This is a genomic window from Streptomyces sp. NPDC045701, from assembly GCF_056432045.1.
Window position 1 is genome coordinate 264,100 of record NZ_JBWKJV010000005.1, and the last position, 18,444, is coordinate 282,543.

The window sequence follows — 18,444 nt, forward strand, 5'->3', positions numbered from 1 at the left end:
GGACCGACAGCGCACGCCCTCGGCGTGGCACACATCCAGGAATCGGATCGGTGCGCACGGAAGGGCCACGCCGATGGAGCCGGTCACCCGCGGTCCCGCTTCTCCCGCCGACGCGGCGACGCTGCTCGACCGCGCGCGGGGCGCGCTGCTGGGACTGGCCGTCGGCGACGCGCTCGGGGCCCCCGCCGAGAACATGCGGCCCTCGGAGATCCGCCGCCGCTGGGGCCGGATCGAGGGGTTCGTCAGCGAGGACCCGGCCGGTACCGACGACACCGAGTACGCGATCTTCTCCGGGCTGCTGCTGGCCCGGCACGGCTCGGCGCTGACCGTCTCCCATGTCGAGCGGGCCTGGCACCGCTGGATCGCCGACCTCGACGAGGGCCCGTTCCGCGGTGCGGGCTTCAGCGAGCGCGGCACCCTGGAGAACCTCCGGCGGGGCCTCGCGGCCCCCATCTCGGCCCAGCACCGGCACGCCTGGAGCGACGGGCTGGCCATGCGCGCGGCCCCGTTCGGCGTCTTCGCGGCGGGGCGCCCGGCGGAGGCGGCGCGGCTGGTGGCGATCGACGGCACGGTGAGCCACGAGGGCGAGGGCATCTACGGGGGCCGGGCGGTCGCGGCGGGCGTCGCGGCGGCGATGTCGGGCGCCGGGCCCGCCTCGGTGATCGCGGCCGCGCTGTCGGTGGTGCCGATGGACTCCTGGACGGCCCGCTCGATACGCCGCGCGGTCGTCGCTGCCCAGCGCGTCCAGCCCGACGCGCTGGCCCGGGAGCGGGCCGTCCGCTCGGCCGTGGTCGTCGGCGGCTACCCCTGGACGGACCTGGCCCCCGAGGCGGTGGGGCTCGCCTTCGGCGCGTTCGCGGCGGCCCGCGGCGACTTCCGTACGTCGGTGCTCACCGCCGTCAACATGGGGCGGGACGCCGACACGACCGCCGCGGTGGCGGGTGCCCTGGCCGGTGCGATGTCCGGCGCGACGGCGATCCCGGCGGACTGGGCGGCCGCCATCGGCCCCGTACGCGGCAGCTGCCTGCCCTCGATGCGCGGCTACCACGTGCTGGACGTCGCGGAGCTGCTCACCCCGTACGACGACACGGAGGCCCCCTGATGCCGCCCACGCCATCGCACGCCCCGCCGGGCCGCCGGACCGGGCTCCCCGAGCCGGTCACCGCGGACGCGGCGCCACCGCCGACCGGGGCGCCCACGACCGGGGCGCCGACGACCGGGGCGACCGGGCCCCGGGGGGCGAAGGCCCCGGCGTCCGGGGCCGCACCGACGCCCGGTCCGACGCCCGCGCCGGGACCCACGACCAGCACCGCGCCCGCCCCCGGGCCCGCCCCGCACAGCCCGACGCCCCCGTCGGAGCCCCCGCCGGGGCCCACGGCCGGGTGCGCGCACAGCCCGACACCCACGCGCACCGCCGCACCCACCCGCGGGCCGACGCCCACCACCCCGCCCACCGCCGGCCCGACACCCACGCGCACCGCCACGCCCCGCGAGCGCGGCGCCGGCCGCGCGCCCGCCCGGCCCACCGGCCCCGGCCCGGCGTCCGGTGGCGACCGGCTCCGGGAGGGCCGCCGCGCCGGGCCCGGCGAGAGGGGCGCGGCGCCCACCGGCCCCGCGGGCGAGCCGCGCCGCATCGAGGGTCTCCTCCTCGGCCTCGCCGCCGGTGACGCCGCCGGCTGGCCAGCCGCCCGGCACCGCGCCGCCCGCATGCCCGAGTGGACCCGGCGCCTCACCCGCGAACTCGACACCTTCGCCGAGCAGAACGCCACCACCACCCTCCCCGTCCCCATCGCCCTCAACCAGCCCCCCGAACCGCTCCGCCTCGGCCCCTCCGACGACGCCGAGTGGGCGGTGTTCACCGCCGAGACCCTGCTCGCCGCGGCCGGTGACCTCTTCCGCTCCCTCCCGCGCACCCGCCGCCTGTGCGCGGCGGTCGACCTGGCCTGGAACTCCCTGGCCGCCGAGATCGCCGCGGCCGCCGACCGTGCCCCCGAGGTCGAGTCCGCGGTCCTGCCCCTGCGCGCCCGCATCTCCGTACGCGCGGGCCTCGGCAACCTCGCCACCGGCCTGCGCCCGCCCGCGACCGGCCACGACAACCCGCACTACTTCGACGACGCGGCCTGCGTCCGCGCCGCCGTCCTCGCCATCGCCCACCCGGGCGACCCCCGCGCCGCGGCCGAACTCGCCGAGTTCGACGCCCGGTACACCCAGGACGGCGACGGCGTGCACGGCGCCCGCGCCATGGCCGCCGCCGTCGCCGCCGCCCTCGGCGGGGCGACCGCCGACGACGCCGTGGACGCCGCGCTCGCCCAGCTCCCGCCCGCCACCGAGATCGGCCGCAACGCCCGGCACGCCACCGGCCTCGCCCGCACCGCCGACAGCGCCTTCGGCCTCGTCCCGCTCCTGGAGCACCAGATCGTCGACCACGTCTACAGCTACGGGATCGCCGCCGCCGAGACCGTCCCGGTCGCCCTCGCGCTGACCACCGCGGCACACGGCAGGGTCACCGAGGCGGTGCCGGCCGCGGCCTGCCTGTCCCGGGTCGCCGACTCCGCCCCGGCCCTGGCGGGCGCGCTGACCGGAGCGCTCAGTGGCGGTGCCGAGGTGCCCGCCACCTGGCGCGACGCCTGCCGCACCCTCGCCGGCTGCGCCCTGCCCCGGCTCAGGGGTACGGACCTGGTGGAACTCGCCGGGCAGCTCGCGCACACGGAACTCGCCACCCCGGGTGGACAATTCCGACATGACGCCGAAACCCACACTTGAGGACCGGATCACCGGCAGCCTCGTCGGAGCAGCCGTAGGTGACGCGCTGGGCGGTGCGGTCGAGGGCTACGCCCCCGACCGGATCGCCGAACGCCACGGAGGCCGCGTCACCGGCATCGTCGGCCCCTGGAACGGCGACGAGTGGCGCACCGCCCGCCCCATCGCCCCGTACCACAAGGGCGACGGACACGTCACCGACGACACCCTCATGACCCACGCGCTGGTACGCGTGTACGACGCGGTCCGCGACCACCTCGACGCCTACGCCGTGGCCGACCACCTGGTACCCGACCTGATGTCCACCCCCCGCTGGATCCCGGAACTGGAAGCCGAGGCACTGCCCCTCCAGCGGATCTTCCTCGCCGAGAAGTGGCTGGTGGCCCGCCTCCACTACGGGCACGTCGACCCGCGCGAGGCGGGTACCGGGAACATCGTCAACTGCGGCGCCGCGATGTACATGGCGCCGGTCGGCCTGGTCAACGCCGCGAACCCGGCCGGCGCGTACGCCGAGGCCCTCGACGTCGCCGGTGCCCACCAGTCCTCGTACGGCCGTGAGGCGGCCGGGGTGTTCGCGGCGGCGGTCGCCGCGGCCTGCGTGCCGGGAGCGACGCCCGTCTCGGTCGTCGACACGGCCCTGGACCTCGCCAAGGACGGCACCCGCTCGGCGATCGAGGCGGTGGCGGAAGCCGCCGCCGGGTACACCGACTTCGAGGAGGCCCTCCGTCCCCTCCGCGAGGCGGTCGCCCCCTTCGACACGGTGGGCCCCGACTACCGCTCCCCCTCCCTCGGCGCCCGCCGCCCGTCCCGGCTGCACGCCATCGAGGAACTGCCGATCGCGCTCGGCATGCTGCTGGTCGGTGAGGGCGACTACCGCCGCACGGTGCTGGGCGCCGTCAACTACGGCCGCGACTGCGACTCGATCGCCACCATGGCGGGCGCCGTCGCGGGCGCGCTGCACGGGGAGGCGGCCGTCCCCGCGGGCTGGGCGAAGCAGGTCGCCGAGGCCAGCCGCCTCGACCTGCACGCCCCGGCCGCGGTGCTGGCGGACGTCGCCCACGAAATCTTCGTGCGCGACACGGCCCGCCGCCGCGCCCACGAGCGGGCGTTCGTGGCCCTCTCCCCCGTCCCCGGGGTGCTCCGGTGAACGTGCGCCTCACCTGGGTGCAGCCCGAGGACCTGATCGGCCACGAGCTGCGCCAGGCCGTGGAGGACGGCCGTGACGCCTCGGCCGTCGAGGCCCGCTGGCGGGCCGCCGGCGGCACACCCGCCCCCGTGGCGGCCGGCGCCTCCCCCGCCCCGGCTCCCCCGCACCTGCGGGCCCTCGCCGAGCGTCTCCTCGACGAACTGGCCGCTCTGCCCGTCCCCCTGTCCGCCGCCGAACCCACCGCCCTCGCCCACATCCGCCGGCTCTGCCCCCACTGGCCCCGCCCCACCGGCCCGGACGCCCCACCGGACGCGGGCGGCGCGGGGGCGAGCGCGGTCGCGCCGGGGCTGGGCGCGCGGCTGCACGCGGCGTGGCTGGGGCGGGCCGCCGGGTGCCTGCTCGGCAAGCCCGTCGAGAAGCTGCCGCTCGCCGCGATCCGGGCCCTCGCCCGCGCCACCGGTAACTGGCCGCTCACCTCCTGGTTCACCGCCAGGGGCGTACCCCCGGCACTCGCCGCCGCCCACCCCTGGAACCGCCGCTCCGCCGCCACGTCCCTCGCCGAGAACATCGACGGCATGCCGGAGGACGACGACCTCGACTACCCGCTGCTCAACCTGCTCCTCCTCCAGCGGTACGGTCCCGGCTTCCGCACCGCCGACGTCGCGCGCCTGTGGCTGGACGAGCTTCCGGCCGGGCGTACCTTCACCGCCGAACGCGTCGCCTACCGCAACCTCCTCTCCGGCCTCGAACCGCCGCTCACCGCCTCCCACCGCAACCCGTTCCGGGAGTGGATCGGCGCGCTGATCCGCGCGGACGTCCACGGCTGGACCCACCCCGGCGACCCGGCGGCCGCCGCCGAGCAGGCCCACCGGGAGGCCACCCTCACCCACACCGCCAACGGCGTGTACGGCGCCATGTTCACCGCGGCCGTCATCGCCACCGCCGCCTCCGGCACCGCCGACGTCCACCGGTCGCTCGCCACCGGGCTGACCGTCGTCCCGCCCGACTCACGCCTGGCCCGCGCGGTCCGCTTCGGCATCGCGACCGCCCGCGCCCACACCGGATTCGACACCGTCGCCGACCGGCTGCACGCCGCCTACGGCTCCTACCACTGGGTACACGTCGTGCCGAACGCCGCCCTGCTCGCCGCCGCGCTCACCCACGCCGACGGCGACTTCACCCTCTCCATCTGCCGTGCCGTCTCCGGCGGCTGGGACACCGACTCCAACGGTGCCACCGCAGGCTCCGTCGCCGGTCTCCTGGCCGGCCGGCCCGAAAGGATCCCCGACCGCTGGACCTCCCCGCTCAAGAACCGCCTCGCCACCTCCGTCCCCACCTTCGACGGCGTCGGCTTCGACACCCTCGCCGCGCTCACCCACCGGCTCGCACACCAGGAGGCACCCCGCCCATGACCCACATCGTGGTGCTCGGCAGCACCAACATGGACCTCGTCGCCTATGTGAGCCGCGCCCCGAAACTCGGCGAGACCGTCACGGGCCGCGAATTCCGCTCGGTCCCGGGCGGCAAGGGAGCCAACCAGGCGGTCGCCGCGGCGCGCGCCGGGGCGGAGGTGTCGATGATCGGCGCCGTCGGCTCCGACGAGTTCGGCACCCTGCTCCGGGCCGGTCTCACCGGCTCCGGAGTCGACACCGATCTCCTCCGCACCGTCGACGGCCCGTCTGGCACCGCCCACATCGTCGTCGACGACGAGGGCGGCAACGCGATCGTCGTCATCCCCGGCGCCAACGGCACCGTCACCTCCCTGGCCCCCGGCGACGAGACGCTCATCGCCACCGGATCCGCCCTGCTGCTCCAGCTGGAACTCCCCCTCTCCGCCGTCACCGCCGGCGCCCGGGCGGCCCGCCGCCACGGCGTCCGCACGATCCTCACCCCCGCCCCCGCCCAGCCACTGCCCCCGGAGCTGCTCGCCGCCACCGACCTGCTGGTGCCCAACGAGCACGAGGCGGCGGCCCTCACCGGCCACGCCGACCCGCGCACGGCCGCCGAGGCCCTGCTCCGCCACGTCCCGGAGGTCGTCATCACCCTCGGCTCGGCCGGCAGCCTGTACGCGGCCCGCGGCGCCGACCCGGTCACCGTCCCCGCCCCCCGGGTCCGGGCCGTGGACACCACCGCCGCCGGCGACACGTTCGTCGGCGCCCTGGCCGTCGCCCTCGGCGAGGGCGCCCCCGTACCCGAGGCCCTCGCCTGGGCGTCGTCCGCCGCCGCCCTGTCCGTGCAGCGCCCCGGCGCCACGTCCTCGATGCCGTACCGCACGGAGATCGACGCCGTATGACCACCTCCTCCCCGACCGCGCCCCCGCTCCAGGGCCTGCGCGTCCTGGATCTCGCCACCCTCTTCGCCGGCCCGCTGGCGGCGACCATGCTCGGCGACTTCGGCGCCGACGTCATCAAGGTCGAACACCCCCGCAGACCCGACCCGTCCCGGGGCCACGGCCCCGCCAAGAACGGCGTCGGGCTCTGGTGGAAGCTGCTCGGCCGCAACAAGCGCGCCATCACCCTCGACCTGTCCACCCCCGGCGGCCGCGCCACCCTGCTCCGTCTCGCCGCCACCGCCGACGTGGTCGTCGAGAACTTCCGCCCCGGCACCCTGGAGAAGTGGGGCCTCGGCTGGCCCGAGCTCTCCGCCGCCAACGACCGGCTGGTGCTGGCCCGCGTCACCGGCTTCGGCCAGTACGGCCCGTACGCCCGCCGACCCGGTTTCGGCACACTCGCCGAGGCCATGAGCGGCTTCGCGGCCATCACCGGCGAACCCGACGGCCCGCCCACGCTCCCTCCCTTCGGCCTCGCCGACTCCGTCGCCGCCCTGGCCACCGCCTACGCCGTGATGACCGCCCTCCACGCCCGCGCGACCACCGGCCGCGGCCAGGTCGTCGACATGGCGATCATCGAGCCGATCCTCATGGTCCTCGGCCCGCAACCGCTCTGGTACGACCAGCTCGGCTACGTCCAGCCCCGCACCGGCAACCGCTCCCGCAACAACGCCCCGCGCAACACCTACCGCACCGCCGACGGCTCGTGGCTGGCCGTGTCCACCTCCGCCCAGTCCGTCGCGGAACGCGTGATGCGACTGGTCGGCCGGCCCGAACTGATCGCCGAACCCTGGTTCGCCGAAGGCACCACCCGCGCCCGGCACGCGGACGTCCTCGACGAAGCGGTCGGCGGCTGGATCGCCCGGCACACCCGCGACGAGGCCATGGCGGCGTTCGAGAAGGCGGAGGCGGCCATCGCCCCCGTCTACGACGTCCGCGACGTCATGGCCGACCCCCAGTACCAGGCGCTGGACACGGTCACCGAAGTGCCCGACCCCGAACTCGGCCCCGTCCGTATGCAGAACGTCCTCTTCCGCCTCTCCGAGACGCCCGGCTCCATCCGCTGGACCGGCCGCCCCCACGGCGCCGACACCGAGGACGTCCTCACCGAGCTCGGTCTGACGGCAGCCGAGATCGCCGCCCTCCGCACGGAGGGCACCCTGTGACCTCCCCGGCCGCCGCGACCACGGAGGCCCCGCCCCTGACCTGGTTGTACGCCCCGGGCGACCGGCCCGACGTCGTCGCCAAGGCCCTCGTCTCCGGCGCCGACGTCGTGATCGTCGACCTGGAGGACGCGGTGCCCCCGGACCGCAGGGCATACGCCCTCGGTGCCACCACCGACCTGCTGTCCTCGCCCCACCCCGTACCGGTCCATGTCCGCCTCCCCAGCGCGCACGACACCACGGCCATCGCGGCTCTGGCCCCCCTGCCCGGCCTCGCCGCACTGCGTATCCCCAAGGTGACACACGGCACTGACATCGGGCGGATCGCGGAGCTGGCCCCCGGCGTACCGCTCCACGCGCTGCTCGAATCCGCCCTGGCCGTCGAGCACGCCCACGCCATCGCCACCGCCCACCCGGCCGTCCGGGGCATCGCCCTCGGCGAGGCCGACCTCCGCGCCGACCTCGGCGTACGCGACGACAGGGGCCTGGACTGGCCGCGCAGCCGGGTCGTGGTGGCCGCCCGTGCCGCGAACCTGCCCCCGCCCGCCCAGTCCGTCCACCCGGACATCCGCGACCTGGACGGCCTCGCCGCGTCGTGCGCCCACGGCCGCGCACTGGGCTTCCTGGGCCGTGCGGCGATCCACCCCCGCCAGCTGCCGGTCATCCGGCGGGCGTACCTCCCGGCCCCCGAGGAGGTCGCGGCGGCGGAGGAGGTCGTCGAGGCGGCCGCCGCCGGGACCGGCGCACGGGCCCTGCCCGACGGCCGTTTCGTCGACGCGGCGGTCGTCGCGGCCGCCCGGCGCACCCTGTCCCTGGCCAGGGCCCGCCGCACATGAAACGGGGCGGCCGCCGGAACCCTGAGGTCCCGGCGGCCGCCCCGCACCACGAACAGGTCAGCTCTTCTCGGCCGACTCCGGCCGCACACCGGTTCCTTCGCCGTCCCCGGTCTTCGCACCCGCCCCGGACGCGCCCCCGTCCCCGACCGTGCCGGCGGGCCCCTCCGGGTCGGCCTTCGCCGCGTCCGCCTTCGCCGCGTCCGCCTTCGCCGCGTCGGCCTTGGCCAGCTCCGCGAGCGCCGCCGGTTCCACGACCTCCTCGCGGCCCGGCCGCATCCGCGACGAGAGCACGATGTACGTCACGGCCAGCAGGAAGACCACGATCGCGGTCCATACGTTCAGCCGGAGACCGAGAACGTGGTGCGCCTCGTCGACACGCATGTACTCGATCCAGCCGCGTCCGGCGCAGTACGCCGCGACGTACAGCGCGAACGCCCGGCCGTGACCCAGCCGGAACCGGCGGTCCGCCCAGACGACCAGCAGCGCGACGCCGACGCACCACAGCGATTCGTACAGGAAGGTCGGGTGGTAGAGCCCGGCCTCGCGGTTGGGACCCTCGCTGATCTCCAGCGCCCACGGCAGGTCGGTGCGCCGGCCGTACAACTCCTGGTTGAACCAGTTGCCCCAGCGTCCGATCGCCTGGGCGAGGGCGATCCCGGGCGCGATGGCGTCCGCGTACGCGGGCAGCGGGATGCCCCGGCGGCGGCAGCCGATCCAGGCACCGACGGCGCCGAGCGCGATGGCGCCCCAGATGCCGAGGCCGCCCTCCCAGATCTTGAACGCGTCGACCCAGTTCTCACCCTCGCTGAAGTACAGCTGGTAGTCGGTGATCACGTGGTACAGCCGGCCGCCGACGAGGCCGAAGGGCACGGCCCACACGGCGATGTCGGCCACGGTGCCGGCTTTGCCGCCCCGGGCGAGCCAGCGCTTGTTGCCGAACCAGACGGCGACGAAGACACCGATGATGATGCAGAAGGCATAGCCGCGCAGCGGGACCGGTCCGAGATGGAGCACACCGGTCGACGGGCTGGGAATGTAGGCAAGGTCCATGGCAGGTCCGACGCTACCCTGCCGGGCGGGAGACGGGGCAACCCGCCCGGCAAAGACTGGATAACAGCCAGGGCCGCCGCGCTCGGCCGGAGGCGGACGCCTCGCTCAGCCGGAGGGGGAGGACGCGGGGGCCGGGGGCGAGGCGGGAGCGGCGGGCGACGGGAACGCCGTGCCCGGCTTCTTGCCCTTGTTCGCCTCGGCGACCCACTTCTTCAGGTTCTCGATGGAGATCTGTTCCTTGCCCTTGCTCGGGAAGATCGACTCACCGTTGAGCAGCACCGTCGGCGTGCCCCGGAAATCGCCGTCGCGGAACGCCTCGTTGGACTTGTTCACCCACTTGTCGTGCGTGCCCTCCGCTACGCAGGAGCGGAAGGCGGGGGTGTCCAGGCCGGGCACCTTGGCGGCCAGTTCGAAGATCTTGGCGTCCCGGGCGAACGCGTCGTCCTGCTCCGGGGGCTGGTTCTGGTAGAGCGTGTCGTGGAACGGGACGAACGTGCCGGCGTCCTGGGCGCACGCCGCGGCGTTCGCCGCGTTGAGCGATCCGCTGCCGCCCATGTTGCCGTCGATGATCGTGGCCAGGTGGTACTCGACCCTGATCTGGCCGGAGTCGGTCAGCTCGTGGATCGTGTCGCGGGCGGCGTTCTCGAACTGGGCGCAGGCCGGGCAGCGGAAGTCCTCCCAGATCGTGAGCGTGGAAGGGGCGTCGGTGGCGCCGACCGGGATGGCCAGCCGGTCCTCGCCGGCCGCGCCGGTGGGGGCGGCGACGGGGCCCGAGCCGGAGCTGTCGCCCTTGTCGCCGGTGTTCGCGGCGATGAGCCCGACGACCGCGGCCAGCCCGAGCACGCCGACGACGGCGGTCGCGACGATCAGGGTACGCCTGCGCTTGTCGCGGGCCTTCTGGCGCTCGCGTTCCTCCTGGAGGCGCATCCGCGCGCTCCGCTTGCCTGCACTGTTCTTCTCGCTCACGCCCACAGCAACGAACCGGGGAGGCGCCCGCGCGCCTCCCCGGTCCACTTCCACCCGTACGAGCTACGAAACTCGCCGTACCCCCTTGGCGAGTTCGCCCGCCAGTTCCCGTACGGCGGCGACGCCGGCCGCGTGGTCGTCGGCGTCGAGCATCCGCTTGACGAACGCGGAGCCGACGATGACGCCGTCGGCGAAACCGGCGACTTCCGCTGCCTGCTCGGCGTTGGAGACACCGAGACCCACGCAGACCGGCAGGTCGGAGGTGGCGCGGGTGCGGCGCACCAGGTCGGCCGCCTGTTCGCCGACGGACTCGCGGGTGCCGGTGACGCCCATCAGGGACGCTGCGTAGACGAAGCCGGAGCCGGCCTCGGTGATGGTGGCCAGCCGCTCGTCCCTGCTGCTGGGCGCGACGACGAAGACGGTCGCCAGACCGTGCTTGTCGGCGTGCTCGCGCCAGACGGCGGACTCCTGGACCGGCAGGTCGGGCAGGATGCAGCCGGCGCCGCCCGCCTCGGCGAGTTCGGCGGTGAAGCGCTCGACGCCGTACCGGTCGACGGGGTTCCAGTACGTCATGACCAGGACCGGCTTGCCGGTGGCCTGGTGCGCCTCGCGCACCGTGCGCATGACGTCGGCGATCCTGACGCCGCCGCGCAGCGCGATGTCGTCGGCGGTCTGGATGACCGGGCCGTCCAGGACCGGGTCGCTGTGCGGCAGGCCGACCTCGACGACGTCGGCGCCGCCGTCGAAGACCGCCTTGACGGCTTCGATCCCGCCGTCGACGGTGGGGAAGCCGGCCGGGAGGTACGCGATGAGGGCGGCCCGGTTCTCGGACCTGGCCCGCCGCAGGGTGTCGCTCAGCAGCTCGATGTTCCCGCTCACTTGGTGCCCCCCTGGTTCGTGGTGCCCGCCTGGTCCGTGGTGCCCACCCGGATCCCGGTGCCGGTACGGATCTCGGTGTCCGTCTGGATCTCGGCCGCGCCGTCGTCGGCGGAGGCGTCGGCCTCGACCGGGGCGGCGTCGGTGCCGTACAGGCCGAAGTAGCGCGCGGCGGTGTCCATGTCCTTGTCGCCGCGGCCGGAGAGGTTGACCACGATGAGACCGTCCTCGCCGAGCTCCCGGCCGATCTCCAGGGCACCGGCGAGCGCGTGGGCGGACTCGATGGCCGGGATGATGCCCTCGGTGCGGGACAGCAGGCGCAGCGCCTGCATGGCCGCGTCGTCCGTCACCGCGCGGTACTCGCCGCGGCCACTGTCCTTGAGGTACGAGTGCTCCGGGCCGATGCCCGGGTAGTCGAGACCGGCGGAGATCGAGTAGGGCTCGGTGATCTGGCCCTCGTCGTCCTGGAGGACGTACGACCGGGAGCCGTGCAGGATGCCGGGCTCGCCGGCGGTGAGGGTGGCCGCGTGCTCGCCCGTCTCGACGCCGTGTCCGGCGGGCTCGCAGCCCACCAGGCGCACGCCGGTGTCCCGGATGAACGCGTGGAACAGGCCGATGGCGTTGGAGCCGCCGCCGACGCAGGCGACGGCCGCGTCGGGCAGCCGGCCGGCCCGTTCCAGGATCTGGCGGCGGGCCTCGACGCCGATGACGCGGTGGAAGTCGCGCACCATGGCGGGGAACGGGTGCGGTCCGGCGACCGTCCCGAAGAGGTAGTGCGTGCGGTCGACGTTGGCGACCCAGTCGCGGAACGCCTCGTTGATGGCGTCCTTGAGGGTGCGGCTGCCGGACTTGACGGGGATGACCTCGACGCCCAGCATCCGCATCCGGGCGACGTTCAGCGCCTGGCGCTGGGTGTCGATCTCGCCCATGTAGATGGTGCATTCGAGGCCGAACAGGGCGCAGGCGGTGGCGGTGGCGACACCGTGCTGGCCGGCGCCGGTCTCGGCGATGACCCGGGTCTTGCCCATGCGCTTGGTGAGCAGGGCCTGGCCCAGCACGTTGTTGATCTTGTGCGAGCCGGTGTGGTTCAGGTCCTCCCGCTTGAGGAAGACCCGCGCCCCGCCCGCGTGCCGCGCGAACCGGGGCACCTCGGTGAGGGCGCTCGGCCGGCCGGTGTAGTTGACCAGCAGGTCGTCGAGCTCGGCGGCGAACTCGGGGTCGCTCTTGGCCTTGTCGTACTCGACGGCGACCTCGTCGACCGCGGCGACGAGGGCCTCGGGGATGAACTTGCCGCCGTAGGCGCCGAAGTAGCCATCGGCGCTGGGGACCTGACCCTCGGGGTCGGGAAGGAAGAACTCGCTGGGCATGCGACATGCTCCTCTACGGGGGCGACCGAGGCCCCCGGATGTCTCGGCTTGACGGTGTCACGGTGTGCGCCGGCACCACCGGTCGGCCGCCGCCCGCCCGCCGTCGGGTCCGCTCCGTGCGGGACGCGGAGGGTGAGGGCGGTCGGTCAGCGGTCGAGGCGGCGCGCGGTGCGCGCACGCCATCGCATGCCGTTGACCTGGCCGGGCTCGTCACCGATGACGTAGCGGACGCGACGCCCGTGCACGCGGCGCGCCGGGGCCCGGCAGCCGCGCGGGCGGCAGCCCCTGGCCAGCCGGGCGTAGGGGTCGCGCGAGGCCGCGTCGGCCGCCGGGACGGTGAGGTACGCGGGTGAGGTGCCCGTGCCCGGCCGGTCGGGGGTCCGCGCGCCGAGGTCCGGCGCGGAAGCGGGGCACGCGCGCGTGGAGCGGTCCGTACCGGGGCCCCGGTACGCGCGGGTGGGGCCGTCCGCCCGGCACGCGCGCGTGGCCGCGGGCGACGCCTGCGACGGGCGCGGGTGCGTCCGGTGCGGCGTCGCGGCGGCGACGGGGCGGGCGGCGGCGGTCATGGGGAGGGCTCAGCCCCGTCCGTGCCGGAGGGCCGGGTGGGCGCCCGCGGCGACCAGGTCGGCCACCGCGGACTTCGGGTCGCGCCCGGTGACCAGGGACTCGCCGACGAGCACGGCGTCCGCGCCCGCGTTGGCGTACGCGATCAGGTCGTGCGGTCCGCGGATGCCGGACTCGGCGACCTTCACGATGTGGGCGGGGATCTCGGGGCCGACCCGCTCGAAGGTGGTGCGGTCCACCTTGAGGGTCTTCAGGTTGCGCGCGTTGACGCCGATGACGCGGGCGCCCGCGTCGACGGCCCGCTCGACCTCGTCCTCGTCGTGCACCTCGACCAGCGGAGTGAGGCCGATGGACTCGGCCCGCTCGATCAGCGACTCCAGAGCGGGCTGCTCCAGGGCGGCGACGATCAGCAGGGCGAGGTCGGCGCCGTAGGCCCTGGCCTCCCAGAGCTGGTAGGCGGTGACGATGAAGTCCTTGCGCAGGACCGGGATGTCGACCTTGGCGCGGACGGCTTCCAGGTCGGCGAGGGAGCCGCCGAAGCGCCGCTGCTCGGTCAGTACGGAGATGACGGACGCGCCGCCCGCCTCGTAGTCCGCGGCGAGCCCCGCGGGGTCGGCGATCGCGGCGAGCGCGCCCTTGGAGGGGCTGGAGCGCTTCACCTCGCAGATGACCTTGACGCCGTCGCCGCGCAGCGCGGCGGCCCCGTCCTTGGCCTGCGGCGCCTTGGCCGCACGCTCCTTGAGCTCGTCCAGGGAGACCCGCGCCTGTCGCTCTGCGAGGTCGGCGCGAACGCCTTCGATGATCTCGTCGAGCACACTCACGCGAGCGGCCCCCTTCCGGGACGGTGATGTTGGATCAGGATCAGTCACCTCGATGGTATCCGCACCGGGGCCAAGAGTCCTCATCCGGCCGACCGCACCGCTGTGAGCTGCGGTTTCACGGAGCGAGCGCCGAACCGAACGGAAGGTTCCGGACGATCGAGAAAAGCACCAGCACCGCGCCGGCCGCCCACCACCAGACCGGCCGGAGAGTGATCCCCGCGGGCCGTCCGCGCACGGCCCTCACCAGCCAGAACACCATCGCCACGGCGAAGACGACGTACCCGCCGACGGCGATCGCGTTGGCGCCCAGGGCGGTCGCCAGGTCGCCGTGGACGAACGCGTGGGCGCTGCGCAGGCCGCCGCAGCCGGGGCAGAGGATCCCGGTGAGGCGGAACAGCGGGCAGACGGGGTAGTGGCCGGGTTCGTTGGGGTCGATGGCCCCGACGTACGCGAAGGCCGCCGCGACGCCGGCGAGGACGCCGAGCGGCGGCGCGACCCGCTGCCGGAGCGAGCGCGGCCCCGTCCGGTACGGCCCCGGCGGCGGGAAAGCGGCCGCTGCGGGCGCTTGCGGCGGGCCGTGCCCGGCTCCGGGCCCGGCGGCCGCGCCCAGAGCGGGCACCGGGGGCGCCGGGGACGCGGGGCCGGCGGCGGGCACAGGGGCGGCGGCCGGCACGGCGGGGGCGGCCGGCACGGCGGGGGCGGCCGGCACGGCGGGGGCGGCCGGCACGGGGCGGGCGGCCGGCGGGGCGGGAGCTGCGAGCGGCGGGTTGGGGTCCACCGGCTGATTGTCCCCGGTGACGCGAAAAGGCGCAGCCCGGCTGGTGCCGGACCGCGCCTCGTGCCGGGATGCGCCCGGACGGCTCAGGCGTGGACGTCCGCGCGGCCGGTCTCGGGGGTGTGGTCCTTGCGGGCCGCCTCCGCGCGGGCCCGGTCGAGCTCCGGCGACGGCTTCTGCCCGAGGCCGGCGAGCTTCATCGCGCCTCCGACGACACCACCGAGCAGGATGACGGCGATGCCCGCCCAGAAGCCGAACGGGTTGTCCGCCACCATGAAGGCACCGGCGACGCAGAAGCCGATGAAGGAGATGATGACACCGGTCCAGGCGGCCGGGGTGTGTCCATGGTCGCTGGCCATGAATTGCTCCTCGTTGATGTTGCTCTCTTAGGGCCCCGCCGGGTGCGGACGCTCCGCGACATTGTCCCGCACACGCGCGTGGGAAGTGATCCGGGGGTCACCCTCGCGGGTCGGTCGGATCCTCGCCGCGGTCCAGGGCCTTCCACAGCTCCTCGGGCCGTTCCGGGTCGGTGGGGGCGGCCGCGCGGCCGCTCCTGGCCGTGCGGGGGGCCGCGTCGCGCTCGTACCGCCCGGACATGGCGGGCCAGGCGCGGCCGTAGCGGAGGGCCAGCAGCCCGGCGGCGAGGATCAGCAGCGCGGCGACGGCCGTCGCGTAGGGCCAGGCGGTGTGCGTGAGGGCGCCTATGCGGGCGGCGGCGTCCCCGGTGGTCGAGGCGGCCTTCTCGTCGAGCGCGGAGCGGTCGGAGGCCCCCAGGTACGCGGCGACGGCCGCGCCCGCCCCGCTCAGGGTGAGCAGCAGCGACACGAGGAACCGGCCGGCGCGGCGTACGGCGAAGACGGCGACGAGGGCCGCCAGGCCCACGACGGCGAGGGCGGTCGGTACACCGGTGACGTCACCGCCCGCGACGTCGAGCGGCACGGTGCCGCCGCCGACGGCGACGGTGCCCTCGGCCCAGGTCTGGCCCGAGGCGAGCAGCACGACGGCTGCCCCCACGGCGCCGAGGAGCAGGGCGGCGGCCAGGCTGCGGCGGCCGCCCGAAGCGGCCGCCGTCCGGTCCGCGCGGGTGGCACGGGGCTGGGGTACGGATGCGGCACTCACGTCTCCACTATCCCTTATGCCGTCATGCGCCCTTCATCCGGTTGGCGGTGTGCACGGCGCGGAGGACGGCGGCCGCCTTGTTGCGGCACTCGGTGTCCTCGGCGACCGGGTCGGAGTCGGCGACGACGCCGGCGCCCGCCTGGACGTACGCCGTGCCGTCGCGCAGGAGCGCGGTGCGGATGGCGATCGCCGTGTCGGAGTCGCCCGCGAAGTCCAGGTAGCCGACACAGCCGCCGTACAGGCCGCGCCTGGTGGGCTCCAGGTCCTCGATGATCTGCATGGCGCGCGGCTTGGGCGCGCCGGACAGCGTGCCGGCGGGGAAGCAGGCGGTGAGGACGTCGAAGGCGGTACGGCCCTCGGCGACACGGCCGGTGACGGTCGAGACGATGTGCATGACGTGCGAGTACCGCTCGATGGACATGAAGTCGACGACCTCGACGGAACCGGGTTGGCAGACCCGGCCGAGGTCGTTGCGGCCGAGGTCGACGAGCATCAGGTGCTCGGCCCGCTCCTTGGGGTCGGCGATGAGCTCGTCGGCGAGGGCCTGGTCCTCCTGCGGCGTGGCCCCGCGCGGGCGGGTGCCGGCGATCGGGTGGAGCATCGCGTGCCCGTCCTCGACCTTGACGAGCGCTTCGGGGCTGGAGCCCACGACGTCGAAGCCGTGGAAGCGGAAGAGGTACATGTACGGCGACGGATTGGTCGCCCGCAGGACCCGGTAGACGTCCAGGGCGCTCGCCGTGCAGGGGGTCTCGAAGCGCTGGGAGGGCACCACCTGGAAGGCTTCGCCGGCCCTGATGCGCTCCTTGATGTCCTCGACGGCGTCCTGGTAGGCCGCGCCGCCCCACAGGGCGGTGTACGGCGGCAGCTCGGAGGGCGGGAGGGCGGCGGGTTCGGTGCGGAGCGGCTCGGCGAGGTCGGCGGCCATGGCGTCGAGGCGGGCGACGGCGTCCGCGTACGCCTCGTCGACGCCGGTGTCGAGGTCGTTGTGGTTGATGGCGTTGGCGATGAGCATCACCGTGCCGTCCCAGTGGTCGAGCACGGCGAGGTCGGAGGTGAGCAGCATCGTCAGCTCGGGCAGCCGGAGGTCGTCGTCGCCGTGGTCGGCGATGCGCTCCAGGCGGCGCACGATGTCGTAGCCGAGGTAGCCGACCATTCCGCCGGTGAAGGGCGGCATCCCGGAGGCCAGGTCCCGCGGGGTGTGGAGGGCCTCCACGGTGGCGCGCAGCGCCTGGAGGGGGTCGCCGTCCACGGGGACCCCCACGGGCGGGGAGCCGATCCAGTGGGCCCGGCCGTCGCGGGCGGTCAGCGTCGCGGAGCTGCGTACGCCGATGAAGGAGTACCGGGACCAGGAGCGGCCGTTCTCGGCGGACTCCAGGAGGAAGGTGCCGGGGCGTTCGGCCGCGAGCTTGCGGTAGAGGCCGACCGGGGTGTCGCCGTCGGCGAGGAGACGGCGGCTGACGGGGATCACGCGGCGGTCGGCCGCCAGCTTGCGGAAGGTCTCGAGGTCCATGGCGTCCGACCCTACTTTCCGGGCTTTCCGAGCGGCAGGACATCGGCGTCGAAGCAGGTCCGGGCGCCGGTGTGGCAGGCGGCCCCGACCTGGTCGACCTTGACCAGGACGGTGTCGGCGTCGCAGTCGAGGGCGACGGACCTGACGTGCTGCACATGACCGGAGGTGTCGCCCTTGACCCAGTACTCCCGGCGACTGCGGGACCAGTAGGTGCAGCGGCCGGTGGTGAGGGTGCGGTGCAGGGCCTCGTCGTCCATCCAGCCCAGCATGAGCACCTCGCCGGTGTCGTACTGCTGGGCGATGGCCGGGACCAGCCCGTCGGGGCTGCGCTTGAGACGGGCGGCGATGGCCGGGTCAAGGTTGCTGGTCATAGGGCCATTGTGCCGTGACGGCGGGGTCCTTCAGGTGGTGCGTCCACTGGGCGGACCGCACCCCGCGGCCGTACCCTGGCCCCCATGTCGACCCATGCCAAGCGTGAACGGCTCCTGCTCGCCGACCTTTTGGAGGCGGCGGGCCCCGATGCCCTGACCCTGTGCGAGGGGTGGAAGACCCGTGATCTGGCGGCCCATGTGGTGGTGCGCGAGCGCCGTCCGGACGCGGCCGCCGGGATACTGCTGGGGGCCCTGCGGGGGCGCCTGGAGCAGGTGCAGGCGGAGTACGCGTCGAAGCCGTACGACGAACTGATCCAGCTGATCCGGACGGGCCCGCCCCGGATGTCCCCGTACGCGATCAAGCAGCTCGACGAGGGCGCCAACACCGTCGAGTTCTTCGTGCACGCCGAGGACGTCCGCCGGGCACAGCAGGACTGGACGGCCCGCGAGCTGGACCCGGTCTTCGCGGAGGCCCTGTGGGTGCGCCTGGAGAAGGCGGCGCGCATGCTGTGCCGCAAGGTTCCGGTGGGTCTGGTGCTGCGCCGGCCCAACGGCCAGACGACGGTCGCCCACCGGGGCACGCCGGTGGTCACCGTGACGGGTGAGCCGGGCGAGCTCACGATGTTCGTCTTCGGCCGGCAGGACGCGGCGGACGTCGAGGTGGAGGGCGACAAGGACGCCGTGGAGCGGCTGCACGGGACGAAGCAGCTGGGGATCTGACCGGAGGATCCGCCCGCGAGGGCTCCGTGTGGCGCCCGCGCCCCGCCGTGGGCGCCGCACGCGCGTCCGG

At 75.1% G+C, this 18,444-nt stretch carries 18 protein-coding genes and 1 pseudogene; 8 read left to right on the forward strand and 11 right to left on the reverse strand.

Translation table 11 applies throughout. The annotated features are described in order from the left end of the window. Positions 1-73: 73 nt before the first annotated feature. The 7 genes from AC07DW_RS08950 to AC07DW_RS08980 are packed head-to-tail and all read left to right on the forward strand — an operon-like array spanning position 74 to position 8,235. Complete coding sequence (locus AC07DW_RS08950; protein ID WP_478856943.1) at positions 74-1,102, forward strand: ADP-ribosylglycohydrolase family protein; 1,029 nt, start codon at positions 74-76, stop codon at positions 1,100-1,102. Beyond that, positions 1,102-2,763, forward strand: a complete 1,662-nt coding sequence (locus tag AC07DW_RS08955) for an ADP-ribosylglycohydrolase family protein (protein WP_478856944.1) — start codon at positions 1,102-1,104, stop codon at positions 2,761-2,763. The genes AC07DW_RS08950 and AC07DW_RS08955 overlap by 1 nt, the downstream gene beginning before the upstream one ends. Next, positions 2,741-3,907 carry an ADP-ribosylglycohydrolase family protein gene (locus AC07DW_RS08960; protein WP_478856945.1) on the forward strand — a complete coding sequence of 389 codons (1,167 nt, stop codon included), beginning with the start codon at positions 2,741-2,743 and terminating at the stop codon, positions 3,905-3,907. Before AC07DW_RS08955 ends, AC07DW_RS08960 begins: the two co-directional genes overlap by 23 nt. Then, on the forward strand, positions 3,904-5,319 hold the full coding sequence (locus tag AC07DW_RS08965) for an ADP-ribosylglycohydrolase family protein (protein WP_478856946.1): 1,416 nt from the start codon (positions 3,904-3,906) through the stop codon (positions 5,317-5,319). Before AC07DW_RS08960 ends, AC07DW_RS08965 begins: the two co-directional genes overlap by 4 nt. Beyond that, positions 5,316-6,200, forward strand: a complete 885-nt coding sequence (gene rbsK / locus AC07DW_RS08970; RefSeq protein ID WP_478856947.1) for a ribokinase — start codon at positions 5,316-5,318, stop codon at positions 6,198-6,200. The genes AC07DW_RS08965 and rbsK overlap by 4 nt, the downstream gene beginning before the upstream one ends. Then, on the forward strand, positions 6,197-7,402 hold the full coding sequence (locus AC07DW_RS08975) for a CaiB/BaiF CoA transferase family protein (RefSeq protein ID WP_478856948.1): 1,206 nt from the start codon (positions 6,197-6,199) through the stop codon (positions 7,400-7,402). Before rbsK ends, AC07DW_RS08975 begins: the two co-directional genes overlap by 4 nt. After that, positions 7,399-8,235 carry an HpcH/HpaI aldolase/citrate lyase family protein gene (locus AC07DW_RS08980; RefSeq protein WP_478856949.1) on the forward strand — a complete coding sequence of 279 codons (837 nt, stop codon included), beginning with the start codon at positions 7,399-7,401 and terminating at the stop codon, positions 8,233-8,235. The genes AC07DW_RS08975 and AC07DW_RS08980 overlap by 4 nt, the downstream gene beginning before the upstream one ends. Before the next feature lie 57 nt (positions 8,236-8,292). Here AC07DW_RS08980 and lgt read toward each other — a convergent pair whose 3' ends face one another. The 11 genes and pseudogenes from lgt to hisI form a co-directional block, all read right to left on the reverse strand. Then, positions 8,293-9,285, reverse strand: a complete 993-nt coding sequence (gene lgt, locus AC07DW_RS08985) for a prolipoprotein diacylglyceryl transferase (RefSeq protein WP_478856950.1) — start codon at positions 9,283-9,285, stop codon at positions 8,293-8,295. 105 nt (positions 9,286-9,390) lie between these two features. Continuing rightward, on the reverse strand, positions 9,391-10,251 hold the full coding sequence (locus AC07DW_RS08990) for a DsbA family protein (protein WP_478856951.1): 861 nt from the start codon (positions 10,249-10,251) through the stop codon (positions 9,391-9,393). Between the two features lie 63 nt (positions 10,252-10,314). Beyond that, a complete protein-coding gene (trpA, locus tag AC07DW_RS08995) occupies positions 10,315-11,130 on the reverse strand; it encodes a tryptophan synthase subunit alpha (protein WP_478856952.1) in 816 nt (271 codons plus the stop codon). A 71-nt stretch (positions 11,131-11,201) separates the two neighbouring features. After that, positions 11,202-12,494: pseudogene (gene trpB / locus AC07DW_RS09000) on the reverse strand (tryptophan synthase subunit beta); the annotation flags it as partial. A 146-nt stretch (positions 12,495-12,640) separates the two neighbouring features. Next, a complete protein-coding gene (gene trpM, locus AC07DW_RS09005) occupies positions 12,641-12,787 on the reverse strand; it encodes a tryptophan biosynthesis modulator TrpM (protein WP_478857022.1) in 147 nt (48 codons plus the stop codon). A gap of 282 nt (positions 12,788-13,069) precedes the next feature. Further along, on the reverse strand, positions 13,070-13,879 hold the full coding sequence (trpC, locus tag AC07DW_RS09010; protein WP_478856953.1) for an indole-3-glycerol phosphate synthase TrpC: 810 nt from the start codon (positions 13,877-13,879) through the stop codon (positions 13,070-13,072). 115 nt (positions 13,880-13,994) lie between these two features. Continuing rightward, entirely contained in the window at positions 13,995-14,657 is a 663-nt protein-coding gene (locus AC07DW_RS09015) for a DUF2752 domain-containing protein (protein WP_478856954.1), read from the reverse strand. 83 nt (positions 14,658-14,740) lie between these two features. Next, complete coding sequence (locus AC07DW_RS09020) at positions 14,741-15,013, reverse strand: HGxxPAAW family protein (protein WP_478856955.1); 273 nt, start codon at positions 15,011-15,013, stop codon at positions 14,741-14,743. 97 nt (positions 15,014-15,110) lie between these two features. Continuing rightward, entirely contained in the window at positions 15,111-15,773 is a 663-nt protein-coding gene (locus tag AC07DW_RS09025; protein ID WP_478856956.1) for a TIGR02234 family membrane protein, read from the reverse strand. A gap of 22 nt (positions 15,774-15,795) precedes the next feature. After that, complete coding sequence (locus tag AC07DW_RS09030; protein WP_478856957.1) at positions 15,796-17,283, reverse strand: anthranilate synthase component I; 1,488 nt, start codon at positions 17,281-17,283, stop codon at positions 15,796-15,798. 11 nt (positions 17,284-17,294) lie between these two features. Further along, positions 17,295-17,654: a phosphoribosyl-AMP cyclohydrolase gene (gene hisI, locus AC07DW_RS09035; protein ID WP_478856958.1), complete on the reverse strand. Its 360-nt coding sequence runs from the start codon at positions 17,652-17,654 to the stop codon at positions 17,295-17,297. 84 nt (positions 17,655-17,738) lie between these two features. On the opposite strand from hisI, the gene AC07DW_RS09040 reads away from it, so the two are divergent. Beyond that, positions 17,739-18,374, forward strand: a complete 636-nt coding sequence (locus tag AC07DW_RS09040; RefSeq protein WP_478856959.1) for a TIGR03085 family metal-binding protein — start codon at positions 17,739-17,741, stop codon at positions 18,372-18,374. The last annotated feature ends 70 nt before the right edge of the window (positions 18,375-18,444 follow it).

What these genes read in the sequence shown, in the direction of transcription:
- AC07DW_RS08950 (WP_478856943.1), top strand. Translation starts at nt 74, where the DNA reads ATGGAGCCGGTCACCCGCGGTCCCGCTTCTCCCGCCGACGCGGCGACG.
- AC07DW_RS08955 (WP_478856944.1), top strand. Translation starts at nt 1,102, where the DNA reads ATGCCGCCCACGCCATCGCACGCCCCGCCGGGCCGCCGGACCGGGCTC.
- AC07DW_RS08960 (WP_478856945.1), top strand. Translation starts at nt 2,741, where the DNA reads ATGACGCCGAAACCCACACTTGAGGACCGGATCACCGGCAGCCTCGTC.
- rbsK (WP_478856947.1), top strand. Translation starts at nt 5,316, where the DNA reads ATGACCCACATCGTGGTGCTCGGCAGCACCAACATGGACCTCGTCGCC.
- AC07DW_RS08975 (WP_478856948.1), top strand. Translation starts at nt 6,197, where the DNA reads ATGACCACCTCCTCCCCGACCGCGCCCCCGCTCCAGGGCCTGCGCGTC.
- lgt (WP_478856950.1), bottom strand. Translation starts at nt 9,285, where the DNA reads ATGGACCTTGCCTACATTCCCAGCCCGTCGACCGGTGTGCTCCATCTC.
- AC07DW_RS09020 (WP_478856955.1), bottom strand. Translation starts at nt 15,013, where the DNA reads ATGGCCAGCGACCATGGACACACCCCGGCCGCCTGGACCGGTGTCATC.
- AC07DW_RS09030 (WP_478856957.1), bottom strand. Translation starts at nt 17,283, where the DNA reads ATGGACCTCGAGACCTTCCGCAAGCTGGCGGCCGACCGCCGCGTGATC.
- hisI (WP_478856958.1), bottom strand. Translation starts at nt 17,654, where the DNA reads ATGACCAGCAACCTTGACCCGGCCATCGCCGCCCGTCTCAAGCGCAGC.
- AC07DW_RS09040 (WP_478856959.1), top strand. Translation starts at nt 17,739, where the DNA reads ATGTCGACCCATGCCAAGCGTGAACGGCTCCTGCTCGCCGACCTTTTG.